Here is an 18,708-nt window from a genome sequence, read left to right on the forward strand (position 1 = left end):
TGCGCGTCTTTTAAATTTCTTTGGTCGTTATGAAACTCAATCCTAAACAAGATGAAGCCGTAAAATATATTAGTGGTCCATGCTTAGTACTCGCAGGCGCAGGCTCTGGTAAAACCCGTGTTATTACGAATAAAATCGCTTATTTAGTGAGAAAATGTGAGTACAAAGCGCGAAATATAGCCGCTGTTACTTTTACCAATAAAGCAGCCAAAGAAATGCGTGAACGAGTACTGCAAACGCTCGGAAAGCAAGACGCTAAAGGTTTATGGGTATCAACGTTTCATACACTCGGTTTAGAAATAATAAAAAAAGAGTTAAGCACATTAGGGTTTAAACCTGGCTTTTCGTTATTTGATGATCAAGATACCAATCAGCTTCTAAGTGAGCTCACCGAAGATGAGCTAAAAAAAGACAAGGACTTACTCAAACTACTTAAAATGGAAATTGGTAGTTGGAAAAACGAATTAGTACTGCCAGAGCAAGCAATACGCGAAGCGCGTGATGCGCAAAAGGCATTGTTTGCACAGCTGTATGCTCGCTATCAAAATCAGCTACGTGCTTATAACGCACTGGATTTTGATGATTTAATTATGATCCCTACTTTGTTACTTACTAATAACGCCACATCTCGTGAGCGCTGGCAGCAACGCTTTAAATACTTGCTGGTGGATGAGTATCAAGATACCAATACAAGCCAATATCAACTTGTTAAATTGCTAGTAGGCGAGCGTGCCCGTTTTACTGTGGTAGGTGATGACGATCAATCAATTTACTCATGGCGTGGTGCTCGCCCGCAAAACTTAGTGTTATTAGGTAAAGACTACCCAGGGCTTAGACTTATAAAGCTTGAGCAAAACTATCGAAGTGCAGGGCGAATACTAAAAGCGGCTAACATTTTAATTGCGAATAACCCACATGACATAGAGAAAAAGTTATTTAGTGAACTAGGTTATGGTGAGCCGATTAAAGTAATAGGGTGCCGCGATGAAGAGCATGAATCTGAGCGTGTGGTTGCTGAAATAATTTCACATAAGTTTATGAAGCGTACCAGCTATAAAGATTACGCGATTTTATATCGTGGTAATCATCAAGCACGTGGCTTTGAAAAATCTTTAATGAGTAACCGTATCCCTTATAAAATTAGTGGCGGTATGTCGTTTTTCGCTCGCTCAGAAATTAAAGATATTATGGCGTATTTACGTTTGCTAGTTAATCAAGATGATGACAATGCATTTTTACGTATCGTAAATACACCGCGACGCGAAATAGGCACGGTTACACTTGAAAAGCTTGGTACGCTTGCTAACGAAAAACACGCGAGCTTATTTGCTACCTGTTTTGATAACGATTTAGGCTACAGACTAAAAGGGCGTGGTTTTAATGCGCTTGCTGGATTTGCACGCTGGGTTGTTGAGCTATCTGATAACGCAGTACGCGGTGATACGCTCGAAGCTGTTAAAGACTTAGTGCGTAATATTAATTACGAGGCATATTTGTACGAGTCGTCACCGAGTGCAAAAGCGGCTGAAATGCGTATGAAAAACGTATCAGAGCTGTATCGTTGGATAACAGATATGTTGACCGGTGATGCCGACAACGAACCAATGACATTAGCCGAGGTTGTTAGCAAGCTAACCCTTCGCGATATGCTTGAGCGTAACGAAGAAGAAGATGAAACCGATGCAGTGCACTTATCAACACTACATGCATCAAAGGGCTTAGAGTACCCGTACGTATTTATGGTGGGTATGGAAGAGGGTTTACTTCCGCATCAGGTAAGTATTGATGAAGATAACGTAGATGAAGAACGCCGCTTAGCTTATGTTGGTATTACTCGTGCACAGCAGGAGTTAACACTTACTTATGCAAAAATACGTCGTCAATTTGGTGAAACCTCACAAACTGAGTTAAGCCGATTTGTACAAGAGTTACCGCAGGACGATCTCGCGTTTGAAAATAAAAAGGCGCCAAATACGCAAGCAGAGCGAATGGAAAAAGGCCAAGCAAGAGTCGCTAACCTTCGTGCAATGTTTAAAAAGCCTGAGTAATACCTCAGGCTAATTTTATAAAGACTGGGTTGCTTGTATTTCAGGTAACTCAGAACACACTAGAGCGTGTTGTTTTCCCACAAAAAATGCCAAACCGTGCTTGTCTAGTAAAGCTCTAAAATTAAGTATTGATGGGCCTTTAGCAATGACTTTCATTGCTTTGAGCTTTGTAATTGCAAGCACGCCCTGTAGCTGAAAATCGTAACTTTCTTGTTGTAAAACACGTTTACTAAAGGTCGAGCTAAGTAGCAGATAGTCAAAATTAATATCGGTTAGTAAATTAAGTTCGCATCGATCTTTAGCGAAATTGTTTAAACCAATTGAATAACCAAGTTGTGATAGCTTTTTGAGGTTTTCTATTTGTGTTGCGCTTGCGTGACGAATTTCTTGCTCATCAAATAGCAAACAGAGCTGGCTATGTCCTTGTTGTTTATTTAGCGTATCTGTAAATAAAACAAATTCGTGCTCCTCGAGTAGTAAACCAGAGCAAGGAACCAGCGCCATAGTTACATTTGCGGTAATTGCTTGTGCATAAGCGCGTTGTAATAACTGTAACTCTATCTCGAGGTGCTGTTCTTTATCTGATGCAAACTTTTTCAAAATATCAAAGCTAGTAAAGCCAAGTATTGGGTGTTCACCAAATGCTTCAAATAAAGATTCAGACTGATGTTGCTCATCAAGAGTAATTATTTCTGAGCTTCTAAAACTCATAGGTAATATATCAAGGTGATGTTGTGCTTTTAGTGCCTGCGCAGGTATTGATTGCGTTAATAGCGGATGAAATAGCTCGTAGCGGTTTTTTCCGGAGTTTTTAGCGTGATACATTGCAGCATCGGCATCACGAATAATTTCATCCGTATGCGTATAGCTTTTCTTTGAGTAGGTTATTCCTATACTAGCACCACTTTGAAGTGATTCGCCTTTAAGGAAAAAAGGCTTTTTCATTAAATCGATAATACGATTAGCAACATCTTCTGCTTGTTGAGGCTCAGTTAAGTGCGTTAATAAAATAACAAACTCATCGCCACCTAAGCGTGCTAGTAAATCATGTTCGCGTATACACTGGGCAAATAACTCACTAACGTTAATTAAAAACTGATCGCCAGCATGGTGACCAAGTTGGTCGTTAATGTCTTTAAACTTATCTAAATCAATAAATAAAACAGCAAAATTATGTTCAGGAAAGCGCTGATAATGTTGTAGTGTTTTTTCAAGCTGAGTTAAAAAGAGGCTGCGATTAGGTAAGCTAGTAAGAGAGTCGTGATGTGCGTCGTGATAAAGCTGCTGCTCTATTTTTTTACGCTCATCTATTTGCATTTGTAAGTGCAGATTTGTTTGACGCAGTTCTTTGGTTTTTTCGTTTACTCTAAATTCGAGTTCTTGATGGCTTTTTGCAATCGCTTGATTGGTGAGCTTTGTTTGTAAAACCGCTGCAATTTGATGAGATACAAAGGTAATTAACTCGCAATCATCCCGGCTGAAAATATGTTTGTTATCGTAAGCTTGGCAAACAATAAGGCCGATAACACCTTGAGCTGTTTTAAGTGGAGCGCCTAACCAACTAGTGGCCATTTGCTCTTTTTGTACAGGCTTAGCTCTTTGTACTACACCGCTTTCTATTAATTCTTTTGCTCTACACGGGTGTATAAGTTGCGTTTCTTCAGTGCTTATTACCAGTTCACTATAACCTTTAGCAAAGCGTCTTGGTTGTGTGTTTTCTTTAAATTCATCTACACAATAAGGGAAGCTTATCCAGCCAGACTCTTTATCGTAAAGTGCAATATATAAGTTCTCTGCGTAGGTAATTGTTTTTATTATTTCATGTATCTTAAAGTAAGCATCATCAAGGTTTTTAGCTTGCGTTGCTATTTCAGATATTTTAAACAGAATTTGTTGGCGTTGAAGTGCGCGTTTGCGTTGTTCTATTTCAAGGTTTAACGCGTCGTTACTTTGAGTGAGTGCACGGGTACGAATTTTAACTTCTGACTCAAGGAGCTCTCGTTTTTTTACACGCTCTATTGCAGTTGCTAAATAAAGCGACATAAACTCAAGTAATTGTATTTGTTGTGAGCTATAGCCTTGTTTTGTATCGTAACTTTGCGCTGCTAAAACACCGATAATATTATGTTCTTGGTAAACCGGAACACCTACCCAATGCTCTGCTGGAGTGCCTAATGCTTTAAATAAGCCTTCTGCTGCGGCATTTTGCATTTGCTGCTTGGTAAAACATGTGGTTTTACCCTGTTTAAATACATAACCAGTGGCGCCTTCATCAAAGCTATTTGATTGGTTAAGGGCGACGGCAATACCATCTTTTTCATCTGAAAAGTAAGAAAGTTCTAACGATTGACTGTATTGATTTAATAGCACCACATAAAAACTTTTACTCGGCACATATTTTTGTAAAATGTCGTGGATAGCGGGATAAAGTAGGGTTAGCTCGGCAACAGTACTTGCTTGCTCTGATAATTGTATCAGCGCATTTTGTAAGTGATGTGATTGTTTGTATTTATTGAGTAATGTTTTTAGACGTTTATTTTGATACGCCAATTTACTCGATACTGAGAGTTTATCTTCCAATGATCTAACCGGCTATTTTTATTGTATAGTTATTAGCCTTATACTTTCACTTTTAGCGCTTATCGTCAAGTTGATATTCGTACTATCATACTGGCTAGAAACACTATTTTAGGTATTAAAAAAGGCTTACCGAAGTAAACCTTTTTTGTGTATTTCAGCTGTATTTACTTAGATGTCATGAAGTCGATGGCAGCGCTTATCTCATCATCAGAACAATCCATACAGGTGCCTTTTGGAGGCATCGCATTAAAGCCATTTAGTGCATGCTCAAGTAAAGTGTCTTTACCTTTAGCTATACGTGGAGCCCAATCGTCAGGCGATTTAGGCGCGCCTAGTGCACCAGTACCGTGACATGCAAAACATGCACCTTGATACACTTGCTCACCAGAACGAGGGCCTGTAGGCGCCGCTGCTACAGCAGCTTTATCGCCTTCAAGGTATACAGCACCAACCGGCGCGAGACGTGCTTTAATTGCATCTTCAGTCATAGAGTTATCATATGGCTGTGCGTATGCAGTGGTTGCTAGCATTAATAATGCTGCAGCTGTTAATTTTTTCATTTTGCCTTGCTCACTTCGATTTGAACGTGATCAATCACGATTAAAGATGACGGAAATTAAACCGATTATAACTCTCTGAGCCAATTTATAAAATGCTAAGAGGCGTTTTTATTAATAAAACTGACTACTTTTTGCGTTAACGCAATAAAATTTAATTATTTACTGTTTTTTGTTAAGCAATTTAATAAGCGCAAACAGTCATACAATTAACTTTTAGATCCTAAGATCAATTTATTGATAATACGCTACTAACTAGTTTTTCGATCCCTGCATCGGCTTCAATAATTGATTGCGCAAGCATATAAGCTGGGGTTGTAACTAGCTTATTTGGCTGATCAATAACAACATCATCTACTGCACAATTTATATGTTTAGCGCCTAATGTGCTTAGCGCTTGTGCTGTCTCTGCATCGTTACCAATCGTAAGTACAGCGTTATCGTAAATAAATGGGATCAAAGCGGGTGCAATACACATATAACCAGCAGGCTTATTTTCTTTTGCAAATGATTTACAAGCATTAAGTACGTCTTCATTAATATTTGCTTTTGCGCCTTTAATTGCAAAGTCACATAAGTTTTTTGCAGCGCCAAAACCGCCAGGTACAATTAATGCGTCAAACTGAGTTGCGTCTAGTTCAAGCAGCGATTTAATGTCACCCCGTGCAATACGAGCCGCTTCTGTTAATACATTACGCTTATCAGGCATTACTTCGCCCGTTAAATGGTTAATGGTATGAAGTTGTTCAATATCCGGTGCAAAACACTGATACGTTGCGCCATTTTTGGCTATATGTAATAAAGTTAAAATTGCTTCATTAATTTCACTACCATCGTACACACCAGACCCTGCTAATATTACCGCTACGTTTTTCATGCTTTTGTGCCCCTAAAGTCTTTTTTATAAGTCGATCGGATGAAGTCTAACATGCTCAAAATTTCTCGCGAAAATAAATTTTTAGTACAAAAATCATTCTCTATGCAAGTTGTATTGCGGTTTATGCCATTTGCGATCACTTTGCCTTTAAAAAAATTATAAAGGATCGCTATGATCTTCGATCCATTGTGCTAGAATACTCCTCCGGTTATTTAAATGGACGCGAATAATCAAAGTGAATAACAACACAAGCAGTCGTTAGAAAACCTTTTTCCACATTGGTTTAAAATAATAAAAAAAGAACCTCGTATTATCTTTTTTAAATTAAAACATACAGTTAAAGTATTTTCTAGGCATTTTATAATGCTTTGGAAGAATAGCTCGTGGCTGTTATCTACACACTTATCCACAGCTTGCTATAGTTTTAATAACACGATAAGCAGTAATTCACTGTCGTTTTATTTACTACCTTATGGCATGCTTATAATTACCTTAATTTTTTGCATTTAGGATCCAAATTCACCATGGCTCAGATCCCCGAAAACCCACTTATTTTAGTTGATGGCTCGTCATATTTATTTCGTGCTTATCATTCTCCGCCGCATTTAACTAATTCTAAAGGTGAAGCTACGGGCGCTATTTATGGCGTGATCAACATGCTTAAAAGCTTGATCAGACAATACGATCCCTCACATATGGTGGTTATATTTGATGCTAAAGGTAAAACGTTCCGTAACGATATGTATAGCGAGTATAAGGCAAATCGTCCGCCTATGCCGGATGACTTACGCACTCAAATAGCACCAATACACAGTATTATTAAAGCGATGGGCTTTCCGCTAATTAGTATTGAAGGCGTTGAAGCTGATGATGTTATTGGTACATTTGCACGTATAGCGTCAGAGCAAAAACGACATGTACTCGTCTCTACTGGCGATAAAGACATGGCACAGCTTGTTAATGAACACGTTACGCTAATAAACACGATGACTGACAGTATTTCAGATCCCGTTACCGTGGTTGAAAAGTTTGGTGTAGGCCCTGAACTTATTATTGATTACTTAGCATTAATGGGTGATAAGGTCGATAATATTCCGGGTGTTGAAGGTTGTGGTCCTAAAACTGCAGTTAAATGGTTAGAAAAATATGGTTCTCTTCAAGGTGTAATGGATCACGCCAGTGAGATTAAAGGTAAAATAGGTGAAAAGTTAGCAATTGCTCTTGATCATCTGCCTTTAAGCTACGAACTTGCGACAATTAAGTGTGATGTTGAAGTTGAATCTGATCTTGATACATTCAAACTTCAAGAGCCTAACAAAGACGAATTAATTGCATTATATGGTGAGTGCGAATTCCGTCGTTGGTTAGCTGAATTACTTGATATTCCTAAAGATGCTGAAACACATTTAGCTGTACCTACCGAAGCCACTGAATTACCAAAAGTAGAAGATGCTCATTACGAAACTATTTTAACGCAAGTGCAATTTGATACGCTAATAGAGCAATTAAATAGTGCTGAGTTATTTGCATTTGATACTGAAACAACCAGTCTTGATTACATGAAAGCGCAATTGGTGGGTATGAGCTTTGCCGTAAAAGCGGGTGAAGCTGTGTATTTACCGGTAGCGCATGACTACCCAGGTGCGCCTGAGCAATTAAGCCTTGAATTTGTAATGCAAAAGCTAGGTCCCATTTTGGCAGATGAAAACAAAGCTAAAGTAGGGCAAAATCTTAAATATGACAAAAGCGTATTAGCGAATGCAGGTTTTGCGCTAAATGGTATTAAGTTTGACACTATGCTTGAGTCGTATGTATTTAATAGTGTAGGCACGCGTCACGATATGGACTCGCTAGCACTTAAATACCTAGGTCATAAAAATATTAGCTTTGAAGATATTGCTGGCAAAGGTAAAAAGCAACTTACCTTTAACCAAATTGAACTTGAAAAAGCAGCGCCTTACGCCGCTGAAGATGCCGATATTACTTTGCGTTTACACGAAGTGCTTTGGCCAAAAATAGCAGCTGATGAAAAGCTAAAATCGGTATTTGAAGATATAGAAATGCCACTTATTAGTGTGATTTCTGATATTGAACGCACCGGTGTTGCGATAGATAGCAATATGCTTGCAGCGCACAGCCAACGTTTAGGCGAGCGTTTAATTGAGCTTGAAAAAGAAGCGTTTGAAATAGCAGGCGAACCATTTAACTTAAGTTCTCCAAAACAGCTACAAGTACTGTTGTTTGAAAAGCTTGGGCTGCCTATTATTAAAAAAACGCCTAAAGGTGCACCTTCTACCGCAGAAGAAGTACTGCAAGAACTTGCTCATGATTATCCGCTACCTAAAGTAATTATAGAGCATCGTGGTTTATCAAAGCTTAAATCAACGTATACCGATAAATTACCATTAATGGTGAATGAGAAAACCCAGCGTGTACATACGTCTTATCATCAGGCAATTACAGCTACGGGGCGCTTGAGTTCAACTGATCCTAATTTACAAAATATTCCTATTCGTTCAGAAGAAGGACGTCGTATTCGTGAAGCGTTTATAGCCGCAGATGGTTATAAAATTGTTGCTGCCGATTACAGTCAAATTGAGCTACGTATTATGGCGCATCTTTCACAAGACAAAGGTCTATTAAATGCATTTGCTAACGGCTTAGATGTACATAGTGCAACTGCCGCTGAAGTATTTGGTGTAGAGCTTGATGATGTAACTACCGATATGCGCCGTAAGGCGAAAGCAGTAAACTTTGGCTTAATTTACGGTATGTCGGCATTTGGTTTAGCACGTCAGCTAGATGTGCCACGCCACGAAGCGCAGCATTACATAGATAAATACTTTGAGCGTTTTCCAGGTGTATTAGAGTACATGGAAACAACGCGCGAAAAAGCAGCTGAAAATGGCTACGTTGAAACAATATTTGGTCGTCGCCTACATTTACCAGAAATAAACGCACGTAATGGGGCGCGTAGAAAAGGAGCCGAACGTGCTGCTATAAACGCACCAATGCAAGGTACTGCCGCCGATATTATTAAAAAGGCAATGCTGAGCGTTAACCGCTGGGTACACGAACAAGCGCCAAATACAATTAAGCTGCTTATGCAAGTGCACGATGAATTAGTATTTGAAATCAAAACAGACTGCGCACCACAATACACAAAACACATCTGTGAACTGATGTCGCAAGCTGCTGCGCTAGATGTACCACTTATAGTTGAAGCTGATGAAGGTGACAACTGGGAACAAGCTCATTAATGCAATTTGAGCATTTTAATTAAAGCGCCTTTTGGCGCTTTTTTTATGTTTAATAAAAATGGCGAATAACAGCGATTCAATCAGGTATATGCAAGCTTTAGTTAAAATAAGGTTAATTTAAGCAACTATTTGTATTAAATAGTTATATGTTCGTCAATTCGAGCTGTTTTACAGGAATATGATTGTATTTTAATGCGTGCTTTTGTTAAAGTCCCGCCTGTCCTATCCTGTAGGACATCCTGTTGATGATGCATCTGAAAGGGTGCAACAAATTGATAGCTTCTCCCCAGTTTGCTATACCGGCCTACCAACTTGTTTGGTGGGCCGTTTTTTGTTTTACGCCTGAAAATCCTATCTAATTAATTCTTTATTGCGCTATACCAATTGTATTATTCATTCGTCATTTCGAGGTGGTTTGGGTACATCGCAGGTGATACCATCGAAGTGATATTATTTTTATTCTTTTCATTTTATTACTAAGGAGTGCGTTATGTTTAAAGCATTAGCTATTGCAGGTTTTTCTTTATCAAGTTTAGTTATTTCTAATGTTGCTCAGGCCAATTGGCAGCTAGTGAATGATAAAAGCCAATTAAGCTTTGTTTCAATTAAAAAAGATTCGATTGCTGAAGCTCACCATTTTACCAACCTTGAAGGTATGCTTTCTGATAAAGGCGAGTTTAGCGTTAATGTTGATTTAACATCAGCCGAAACTCTAATTCCTATTCGTAATGAGCGTTTAACGACATTTTTATTCGAAGCCGCTAAATTCCCCAATGCTGTTTTAACTGCAAATTTAACTAAAGAACTGAGCAATATTAAAAAGCCTGGTCAATATGTATTGAAGGGTATTAAAGCTGAGCTTGATTTTCACGGTAATAAAAAGCCATTGGCAATTGATGTACTCGTTAACAGCACGCAAAGTGGTGATTTAACGGTATCATCATTAACACCTATTATTATTAATAGTGATGATTTTGGTGTAACCGAAGGCGTTAAAAAGCTGCAAGAGCTAGCGGGCTTACCTTCAATTGCAACAGCAGTGCCTGTTACATTTGCAATTACACTTAAAAAACAGTGATTTCTTTAAGTGAGCTTAGCAAGCAATTAAGCGAGCCAAGCAAACCTTTTGATAGTTGGCAGCCTAATCATTGTGGTGAACTGCCAATTGTCATTAATCATGAGGGGAAATGGTTTTACGATGGCAGCGAAATAACACGCCCAGCCATGGTGAAGCTGTTTGCTTCTGTTCTATGTAAAGAAGGTGAGCTATTTTATTTAAAAACACCTGTCGAAAAAATAACAATAACGGTTGATGATGCGCCGTTTATTATTGTTGATTGGCGTTTTGAAAATACAGTGCAAGGGCAGGTGTTGTGCTGTATTGATAATTTAGCTAGGCAGTGGTTGGTGAGCGCTCAGCAGCCTTTAGTTATAAAAGACTATAAAGGGTCAAAAGTGCCTTATCTAAAGCTACCTTATGGCTGTAGTGCGCGTGTTGCGCGAAGCGTATATTATCAGTGGGCTGAAAAAGCCGAGTCTGATAAGCTCGGCTATTTTATTAAATCTGCAGGAAAGCAGTTTTATTTATCGTAACGCCAGCGTTTAAGCCTCTGGGTTAGTTTCGTCTGTGATTGTTTCATCGGTAGGTGGTACAGCAATAACAGGACCTAAAAACCATTCATCTAGTTTTTTAGCTACTTCTGGTAAACCCGTGCCTTTTAATGATGAAAATGCATGAACTGTAATATCCCCATCAAGCGTGCTTAATTCACGACGAACTTGCAGTACTTGTGATTTACGAGGGCCTTGCTTTAATTTATCGGCTTTAGTTAATAGTGCCAATACTGGAATCTCACTACCAATAGCCCAATTAATTAAATCGCGGTCTAAATCTTTTAATGGATGACGAATATCCATTAAAATAACAATACCTTTTAAGCTTTGACGCTTTTGTAGGTATTCGCCTAGCGATTTTTGCCATTTCTTTTTCATTTCGATTGGTACTTTAGCAAAACCATAGCCTGGTAAATCGATAAGGCGCATATCGTCAACATCAGCTAAATCGAATGTATTGATTAGCTGAGTACGTCCAGGTGTTTTACTTGTACGTGCTAGCTTCTGATCGGTTAATGCATTTAATGCACTCGACTTACCTGCGTTGGAACGACCGGCAAACGCAACTTCAATTCCCGTATCAGCAGGTAATTTAGTAATGTCGGGAGCGCTTGTTACGAAAGACGCAGTATTATATTTGATACGAGATTTGAGCACAGGCTCTCCTAAAACTTAAATAAATAACGTTGAGTAAACCAAATTCACTCAGGGCGCGTATTTTATACTATAAAGGATGTATTAAAAAGCGTATTTAACCACCTAAAAACAGCACCTATGGTACATTTAAAACATGTTAAAGCTTAATCTAAGTCAAAACCCTGTAAATTATAAGCTTAATATGTGTAGAAAACGTGCCAGAGAATTTATTATCGTGTAGAATATATGTATTACAACATCACGATTGTAGATGATACAGGGTCGGAAACAGAGAATTCACCATGAAAAAAATAGCACTATCTTTAACAATATTGCTTGGTGCGTTGTCAGCAAGCAACGCAACAGCATTTGATGGCGATGTAAACGCAGGTAAAGAAAAATCAGCAACGTGTGCGGCTTGTCACGGCCCAGACGGTAATGCGCCGGTTAATATTTACCCTAAAATTGCAGGTCAACATCCAGATTATATCCTCAAGCAACTTCAGGATTTAAAATTAGGTATGACGTCAGGCGGCAAAGAAGGGCGTATGGATCCAGTAATGAGCGCTATGGCTATGCCACTTAGCGAGCAAGACATGAAAGATCTAGCTGCTTATTTTTCTTCAATGAACATGACTGAAGGTGCTACACCTAAAGATGTTGTTGAAGTTGGCGAGATGCTTTTTAAAGCAGGCGATGCAGAACGTGGAATTCCATCATGTGCAGCATGTCATGGCCCACGTGGTAATGGCTCGTCACTTGCTAAGTTTCCAAAAATTTCTTTTCAGCATCCAGGATATATCAAGGCTCAACTTGAAAAATTCCGTGATGGTACTCGTCATAATGACTTAAATGGCATGATGGGCGATATTGCAAAAAAATTAACAGATAAAGACATCGAAGTACTTTCTCAGTATTTAGGTGGCTTACACTAAAGTCGTATTTATTTAGCAGTTAATAATAAATAAACTACAATGTGTTAAAAAAAGCAGCCTAGGCTGCTTTTTTTGTGTCAAAAATTAACGATATCGTCCGTTTTAATGTAAGACATTGACCATGTCTGGTTGTAAGAAAAGTCTTCTTTTTATTTTTGATTATTGATTAACTTATTGTAATTTATGTTTATTTTTATATCTCAATGTAATAAATATAATAAAAGTTATATAAACCAGTTGTAACAAAATCATTAACGAGTAAATTAACCACTGTCGCAAAACAACAATAACAAAACGGAAATAACTATCAAGGAAAGTAACGCGGCATGACTACATAGCATAAGATTAGTGCTACTAAAGGAAATAATAAAAAAGTGTCAGGATGACCGAAAATAATAAAAAACTCATGGAAGTTTAATAATAAAAACAAAATGGAATGTAACAAGGAACGTAAAAATAATAACAATACGGACTGATAATAATAAAAATAATAAAGACTAAAAAAAGTCGAAGGGAGAAGTGTCCAGATAATGGCGCTCAGATTAGCAGGCGGTAGAGATGTTTTCTCTACCGCCTTTTTATTTGTCCTGTTACAATACCCACCGTTTTAAATTGGCGATTAATTAGCTAAGGCGCTTTTAAATGAGAGACCCAACCTCTAAGCGCAAACTGAATTCTTCTGGCTAGGCCAGCACTGCGATGCCCATTAATTTGCGCTTCGCTCAAAACCTCTTAAGTGAGATGATCAAGATATGAGTAGAACTAAAAAGTCACGCAAAAGCCCAGCAAACGGACCTGTTCGTTTAAGCCAAGATAAGCTTAAAGAAATGCGCGCATTAAAAGAGCAGCGAGTTAAAAAAACCAAAGGTGCTAAGCCAGGTTCTCGTAACGCGCCAGATTTACTAGATAGCGAAAGCCATAATGCTGGTCACGCGCCGAAAGATAAGCGTGTAGGCAGTAAAAAGCCGGTACCATTAATTGCAACTGCGCCTGAGCCTAAAGTTGAAATGAAACGCAACTTAAAGCCAACTATTGAGCTGAAAAAGGTAATCGAGCCTGAATTTACACCTGAACAAGAGCTAGAAGCACTTGAGAATGACGAGCGTTTACTTAAACTAGTAGAGCGTCATGAAGAAGGTGAAATGCTAACTGGTAAAGATGCTAAGTACTTTAATAGCCGTATTGCTCGCCATCAGGCGTTATGTGAAATTCTTGGTATTGAAGACGAGGATGAAGACGAATTTGAAGATGACCTTGAAGATGATATTGAAAGCAAAGGCAATTCTGATTTCGATCAATACTTATCTGACGATTTAGCCAACGAATGGTTAGATGAAGACGACAAATAGTAAGGATAAATAATGAGTACCGCGGTAATTTTAGCCTTACTTTTAGGCGCTGCTATAATAGTTGGTCTGGCATTTTATGCGGGTCAGTTGCTGTATAAGTTAAATGCGCAAAAAAAGTTAATTGCTAAAACGCAGGCTGAACAAAAGCAAAAGCTTGAGAAGTCGCGTTTAAAGCGAAATGCCAAACTAGCCGATAGTATTCATTTAATTGCGCGTGCAATGAATGAAGAGCAGTGTGAGTTTTCTGAAGGCTGTTTACGTATTTGGGTACTTATGTCTCAATATGGCTTTGAGAGCGAGCGTGATTTAACGACACAATATCCTGGCATTTATAAAATGTACCAGGTAGTTAAAGAAATGCCGACACACGATGCACGTAAAAAATATGCTAAAAAAGAAATTTTTAAGCTAGATAAAGCTCGCTGGCAAGCTGAAGAAACACTTAAAGATGAAGTTAAAGCCGATTGCGCTAAAATTATCATCGAGTTTAAAGCCGCTCCTGGCAGCGATAAAGTAGTTTTTAACTAGCTTTAGTTTTTCGAGTACTCAAAAAAAGCAGACCTTGGTCTGCTTTTTTTATGCGTAAAAATTTTCATACAAATTGCATTAAATTAGTATCAGTTAAATCACTCGTGAAAAACGCGTCGCATTTATTTGTTTTTGTAAATGAGCGTCAAAGCACATGCAAATAATACGAATGAATAAGTTGCCGCGTGGCGTTACGCTAATTTTATTATCATTTATAGTGACTAGTTCATCTTTTATAAGTGGCGTAAGCGCAATTAACGCATCCTCAAAGTAGTCATTAAATATAAGCGCATGCTTTTCGCTAAAGTCTTGTATATCTAATTCAAACTGGCAAATGAGCTGCTTAATTGCATCAGCACGAATTACATCATCATGCGTTAAGTGCATACCTTTATTAAGAGCACAGCCGTTTTGTGTTTCTACGCTGTGGTAATAATGTTTTAATTCTTTTTGATTTTGTAAAATGGCAGTGCCAATTTGTGAAATTGATGACACGCCTAAGCCTAATAAATCACAATTTCCATGGGTTGTATAACCTTGAAAATTACGATGTAACTTGCCTTCATTTTGCGCAATAGCTAGTTCGTTATCGTTTTTTGCAAAGTGGTCCATACCAATAAATTGATAGCCTGCTTGCGTCATCTGCTCCAGCGTGTTTTTAAACATAGTGAGTTTATTATGTGCACTGGGTAAATCTGCATCTTTAATCTTACGCTGTGCGGCAAAGCGCTCTGGTAAATGCGCGTAGTTAAACACCGATACTCGGTCAGGGCTTAACTCAATAAGTTGCTCTATAGTTTGCTTAAAGCTCTCTGGCGTTTGCAGAGGAAGCCCGTAAATCATATCTGCATTAATAGATTGAAATCCCAGCTCGCGAGCTTGTGTAATTAATTGCTTAACCGTATCTGCATTTTGCGGGCGATTAACAGCAAGTTGCACGTCGTCGTTAAAGTCTTGAATCCCAAATGAGACACGGTTAAAGCCAAGCATTCTTAAATCAACAAGCATATTATCGGCAAGTGAGCGAGGGTCTATTTCAATGCCGCGCTCTGTTGTGCTTGTAAAATTAAAGTGCTGCTCTAAAAGCTTAATTAGACGAGTCATTTGTTTTGCGGTTAAAAAGGTGGGAGTACCGCCACCTAAATGTAATTGCTCAACCGTGTAGTTTTTAAATAAATGAGCTTGGGCAGTAATTTCTTTTGCTAAAAAGTCGAGATACGTATCGGCCTTAGATTGATGGCGGGTAATTATTTTATTACAGCCACAGTAGTAGCAAAGCTGACTACAAAACGGAATATGAATATATAAAGAGAGTGAACGACTCGTTGATGATTCTACAGCGCTTAGTAGGTCTTGTTGTTGATACCCATCACGCAGTGATAGAGCTGTGGGATACGAGGTATAACGCGGGCCAGACACATTATATTTGTTTATTAGGGTTTGATCCCATTGTGGAAGTTTAATCATCACGCGCACCTAAGTATTTATTTAGGGGGTGATTATAAAAAAGTACGCAGTGAGGCGGTTTGATCTATAACAAAAAAGGCGCCGAAGCACCTTTTTTAATAAATATAATTTAATACGACCTAATTAATACGTAACGGTATGAGCATCTTTGAGATATTGAAATAACTCTTTATAACCTTTACCCGGCTTTTCAGCTTTCGCTTCTTTCGCCGCATTACGAACCAATTGACGCATTTGCTGACGATCAAGAGACGGAAACTGTTCAATAGTCTCATTGATAAGGTCATCACCTTGTTCAATTAGGTCTGAACGTAATTGCTCAATTTTTTTGACCAATACTTCAGCTTGGTTATTTTTATTAAGCATTACATCGATAATCGCTCTAATAGCGTCAATGTTTTCTACAGTACGCAACGTTTTAGCGATGTAGTTTAAGTGACGGCGGTACGCGTCACTTTTATTACTTATTTTATCAGCAACAACCATTGCCGCTTTTAAATCGTCATTTAATGGCAGGCGTTCGCGCTGTTTTTTACCCATTTTGGCAATTTCAGTACCTAACTGATGAAACTCTTGCGCTTCACGCTTAAGTTCCGTTCTTGATACATATTCAATTTCTTCTTCAATTTCAGCAGGCTTGCCTTTTTTCTTTGCCATGGGGTGCTCTTAAATAAAAATAACTTTTGCCATTATACATGAATATGATACTTAGGAATATTAGCTGATGTGATGCATTGAGTGTGTTAGCATTTAAATATAAGAAATGCGTGCATTATGCCTCTAAGGCTCAGGACTTAATTTATGAAAAGCCAACAAAACGATCCAATTTATTCTCAAATATCGCAAGTTAAAGATGCGGTAGCAGAAGTACTCGAACATGCTAAAAAATTAGGCGCTACAGCTGCAGAAGCTGCCATGTCTAGCACGTCTGGTTTATCGGTTAGTACACGAATGGGTGAAGTAGAAACCATTGAGTTTAACCAGGACGGCGGCTTAGGCATTAGTGTATACGTTGGTAATAATAAAGGTTCGGCGTCAACCGCTGATTTAAATCCAAAAACATTGCGCATGGTAGTCGAAAAAGCGATTGATATAGCCAAATTTACATCGGATGACCCATTTAACGGCGTTGCTGATAAAGAATTGCTTGAATTCAATCCTAAAGATTTAGATTTATACCATCCTTGGGATGTAAGCCCTGAAGAAGGTATTGAGCTTTGTCATGCTGCTGAGCAAGCTGCACTAAATGCAGATGAGCGTATTGTTAACTCTGATGGTGCGAGTTTTTCATCTCACCAAGGATTACGTGTTTATGGCAACAGCCATGGTTTGATAACGGGCTTTCCACGCACTCGTCATAGCATTAGCACTATGGTAATAGGTCAAGATGGTGAGCAGATGCAACGCGACTCTGCTTATACTGTTGCACGCGACCAAGCGGGTTTAAATGACGCAGCGGCAGTTGGGCTTGAAGCAGCAGCTGAAACATTGGCTAAATTAAATAGCCAAAAGTTAGGCACAATAAAAGTGCCTGTTATTTTTAGAGCCGATATTGCAAATTCATTGTTTGGTCACTTAGTGTCGGCAATTGGTGGTGGTGCGCTTTATCGTAAATCAAGTTTTTTACTTGATAGCTTAGGCACACAAGTATTTAGTAATTGTGTGAATATTGCCGAGCGCCCACATATTTTAAAAGGGTTGGCGTCGTCACCGTTTGATAGCGAAGGTGTTAAAACATTCGATAGGGAAATTATTCAAGGCGGCGAGCTACAAACTTATTTATTAGCAAGTTATGCCGCGCGTAAAATGAATATGACCCCAACAGGGCATGCTGGCGGTATACATAACTGGCTTGTTGAGCAAACTCATAACGATTTAACTGCACTATTAAAAACGATGGGCACCGGCTTATTAGTTACAGAGCTAATGGGGCAGGGCGTAAATACCGTAACGGGTGATTACTCTCGTGGTGCTGCTGGTTTTTGGGTTGAAAATGGTGAAATCCAATATCCTGTAAGCGAAATTACCATTGCTGGTAATTTAAAAGATATGTTTAAAGGCATATCTGCTATTGGTGGTGACATCGAACGCCGTGGTGGTATTCAAACTGGCTCAGTATTAATAGAGCAAATGCAAATAGCCGGCGCGTAGTATTAATACGCAGTGTATACTTAGACCTAGAGTATTATCTCTGGGTCTAAGTGAGCTTTTACGAGGTGTAAAATGGCTAAAGATAGATATGCACCAAAACCGCTAACCGATATTATGGCGGGGTTAAATAATCGTTTATCGGCTTATGCAGGCAAAAGCCAAGCACTTGATACACAGCAAACCCTATTAAAAGATTTTTTAGGCCCTAAGTTGGGTGATAAATGCCGAGTCAGCAATTACCGAGACGGTACGCTAATGATAGAGGCGGTATCTGCACCTATCGCGCTTAGGCTTAATTATTTAAAAATGGATATGCTTTCACATTTTAGAGCTGCCGGAATGGCAGAGCTCGGGCAAATAAAAATAACTGCAAATCCTCAAGCAACTCAGAGATTAAGTACAGCGAATAAGTCGGGCAGTCCTGCAGTTACCAACTCACGTAAAATGAGTGAGCAAACAGCTGATTACTTAAACGCGATAGCATCTTCTGCACCCCCTTCTTTAAAAGAAAAACTAGAGCGTTTAGCGCTTCACGGAAAAAATAAAAGTAAGTCTTAACTACCCACCATCTTGTTATTGGTGGGGCTAATTTGGCAGCTCACCGCATTCAAAATACTTTGTTACATATTCCATTTTATTGTTGGCTTAATGAGGTTTATGATACTGCGTGGGCTTTATATTGATCGAAAGCTCTTTGATACCCATT

General features: G+C 38.7%; 15 protein-coding genes. 9 read left to right on the plus strand and 6 right to left on the minus strand.

Annotation, left to right across the window (positions count from 1 at the left end):
* The first annotated feature begins 29 nt into the window (after positions 1–29).
* Positions 30–2,048 (plus strand): DNA helicase Rep, encoded by a 2,019-nt coding sequence (gene rep, locus GQR38_RS10440; RefSeq protein WP_165721244.1) that lies wholly within the window; start codon positions 30–32, stop codon positions 2,046–2,048.
* Between the two features lie 15 nt (positions 2,049–2,063).
* Here rep and GQR38_RS10445 read toward each other — a convergent pair whose 3' ends face one another.
* The 3 genes from GQR38_RS10445 to elbB all read right to left on the minus strand — a co-directional run bounded on the left by GQR38_RS10445 (position 2,064) and on the right by elbB (position 6,062).
* Positions 2,064–4,628, minus strand: a complete 2,565-nt coding sequence (locus GQR38_RS10445) for a diguanylate cyclase (RefSeq protein WP_007582095.1) — start codon at positions 4,626–4,628, stop codon at positions 2,064–2,066.
* Between the two features lie 164 nt (positions 4,629–4,792).
* A complete protein-coding gene (locus GQR38_RS10450) occupies positions 4,793–5,188 on the minus strand; it encodes a cytochrome c5 family protein (protein WP_007582093.1) in 396 nt (131 codons plus the stop codon).
* 226 nt (positions 5,189–5,414) lie between these two features.
* Positions 5,415–6,062, minus strand: coding sequence for an isoprenoid biosynthesis glyoxalase ElbB (gene elbB, locus GQR38_RS10455; RefSeq protein WP_165721243.1), 648 nt, complete (start codon positions 6,060–6,062; stop codon positions 5,415–5,417).
* Positions 6,063–6,586: 524 nt separating this feature from the next.
* Here elbB and polA point away from each other — a divergent pair.
* The 3 genes from polA (at position 6,587) to GQR38_RS10470 (ending at position 10,915) form a co-directional block, all read left to right on the plus strand.
* Positions 6,587–9,322: a DNA polymerase I gene (gene polA, locus GQR38_RS10460; protein WP_165721242.1), complete on the plus strand. Its 2,736-nt coding sequence runs from the start codon at positions 6,587–6,589 to the stop codon at positions 9,320–9,322.
* A 490-nt stretch (positions 9,323–9,812) separates the two neighbouring features.
* The gene (locus GQR38_RS10465; RefSeq protein ID WP_007582084.1) at positions 9,813–10,400 is read left to right on the plus strand and encodes a YceI family protein; all 588 of its coding nucleotides are present in this window, start codon (positions 9,813–9,815) and stop codon (positions 10,398–10,400) included.
* Entirely contained in the window at positions 10,397–10,915 is a 519-nt protein-coding gene (locus GQR38_RS10470; RefSeq protein ID WP_165721241.1) for a DUF1285 domain-containing protein, read from the plus strand. Before GQR38_RS10465 ends, GQR38_RS10470 begins: the two co-directional genes overlap by 4 nt.
* 9 nt (positions 10,916–10,924) lie before the next feature.
* Here GQR38_RS10470 and yihA read toward each other — a convergent pair whose 3' ends face one another.
* Positions 10,925–11,593 (minus strand): ribosome biogenesis GTP-binding protein YihA/YsxC, encoded by a 669-nt coding sequence (yihA, locus tag GQR38_RS10475; protein WP_007377272.1) that lies wholly within the window; start codon positions 11,591–11,593, stop codon positions 10,925–10,927.
* A 281-nt stretch (positions 11,594–11,874) separates the two neighbouring features.
* Between yihA and GQR38_RS10480 the strand changes: the two genes are divergently transcribed.
* The 3 genes from GQR38_RS10480 (at position 11,875) to GQR38_RS10490 (ending at position 14,384) form a co-directional block, all read left to right on the plus strand.
* Complete coding sequence (locus GQR38_RS10480) at positions 11,875–12,507, plus strand: c-type cytochrome (RefSeq protein WP_007582080.1); 633 nt, start codon at positions 11,875–11,877, stop codon at positions 12,505–12,507.
* Positions 12,508–13,259: 752 nt separating this feature from the next.
* A complete protein-coding gene (gene yihI, locus GQR38_RS10485) occupies positions 13,260–13,856 on the plus strand; it encodes a Der GTPase-activating protein YihI (RefSeq protein WP_007582074.1) in 597 nt (198 codons plus the stop codon).
* 12 nt (positions 13,857–13,868) lie between these two features.
* Positions 13,869–14,384 carry a DUF2489 domain-containing protein gene (locus tag GQR38_RS10490; protein WP_010553820.1) on the plus strand — a complete coding sequence of 172 codons (516 nt, stop codon included), beginning with the start codon at positions 13,869–13,871 and terminating at the stop codon, positions 14,382–14,384.
* A 93-nt stretch (positions 14,385–14,477) separates the two neighbouring features.
* Here GQR38_RS10490 and hemN read toward each other — a convergent pair whose 3' ends face one another.
* Both hemN and yjgA read right to left on the minus strand, forming a co-directional pair.
* On the minus strand, positions 14,478–15,851 hold the full coding sequence (gene hemN / locus GQR38_RS10495; protein WP_165721240.1) for an oxygen-independent coproporphyrinogen III oxidase: 1,374 nt from the start codon (positions 15,849–15,851) through the stop codon (positions 14,478–14,480).
* A 123-nt stretch (positions 15,852–15,974) separates the two neighbouring features.
* Positions 15,975–16,508: a ribosome biogenesis factor YjgA gene (gene yjgA / locus GQR38_RS10500; protein WP_007582068.1), complete on the minus strand. Its 534-nt coding sequence runs from the start codon at positions 16,506–16,508 to the stop codon at positions 15,975–15,977.
* A gap of 144 nt (positions 16,509–16,652) precedes the next feature.
* Between yjgA and pmbA the strand changes: the two genes are divergently transcribed.
* Both pmbA and GQR38_RS10510 read left to right on the plus strand, forming a co-directional pair.
* Positions 16,653–18,002: a metalloprotease PmbA gene (gene pmbA / locus GQR38_RS10505; protein WP_165721239.1), complete on the plus strand. Its 1,350-nt coding sequence runs from the start codon at positions 16,653–16,655 to the stop codon at positions 18,000–18,002.
* 72 nt (positions 18,003–18,074) lie between these two features.
* Positions 18,075–18,560 (plus strand): DUF721 domain-containing protein, encoded by a 486-nt coding sequence (locus GQR38_RS10510; RefSeq protein WP_024589904.1) that lies wholly within the window; start codon positions 18,075–18,077, stop codon positions 18,558–18,560.
* Positions 18,561–18,708 lie beyond the last annotated feature (148 nt).

This window comes from Pseudoalteromonas sp. c7(2019), assembly GCF_011378625.1.
Lineage (GTDB): Bacteria > Pseudomonadota > Gammaproteobacteria > Enterobacterales > Alteromonadaceae > Pseudoalteromonas > Pseudoalteromonas arctica.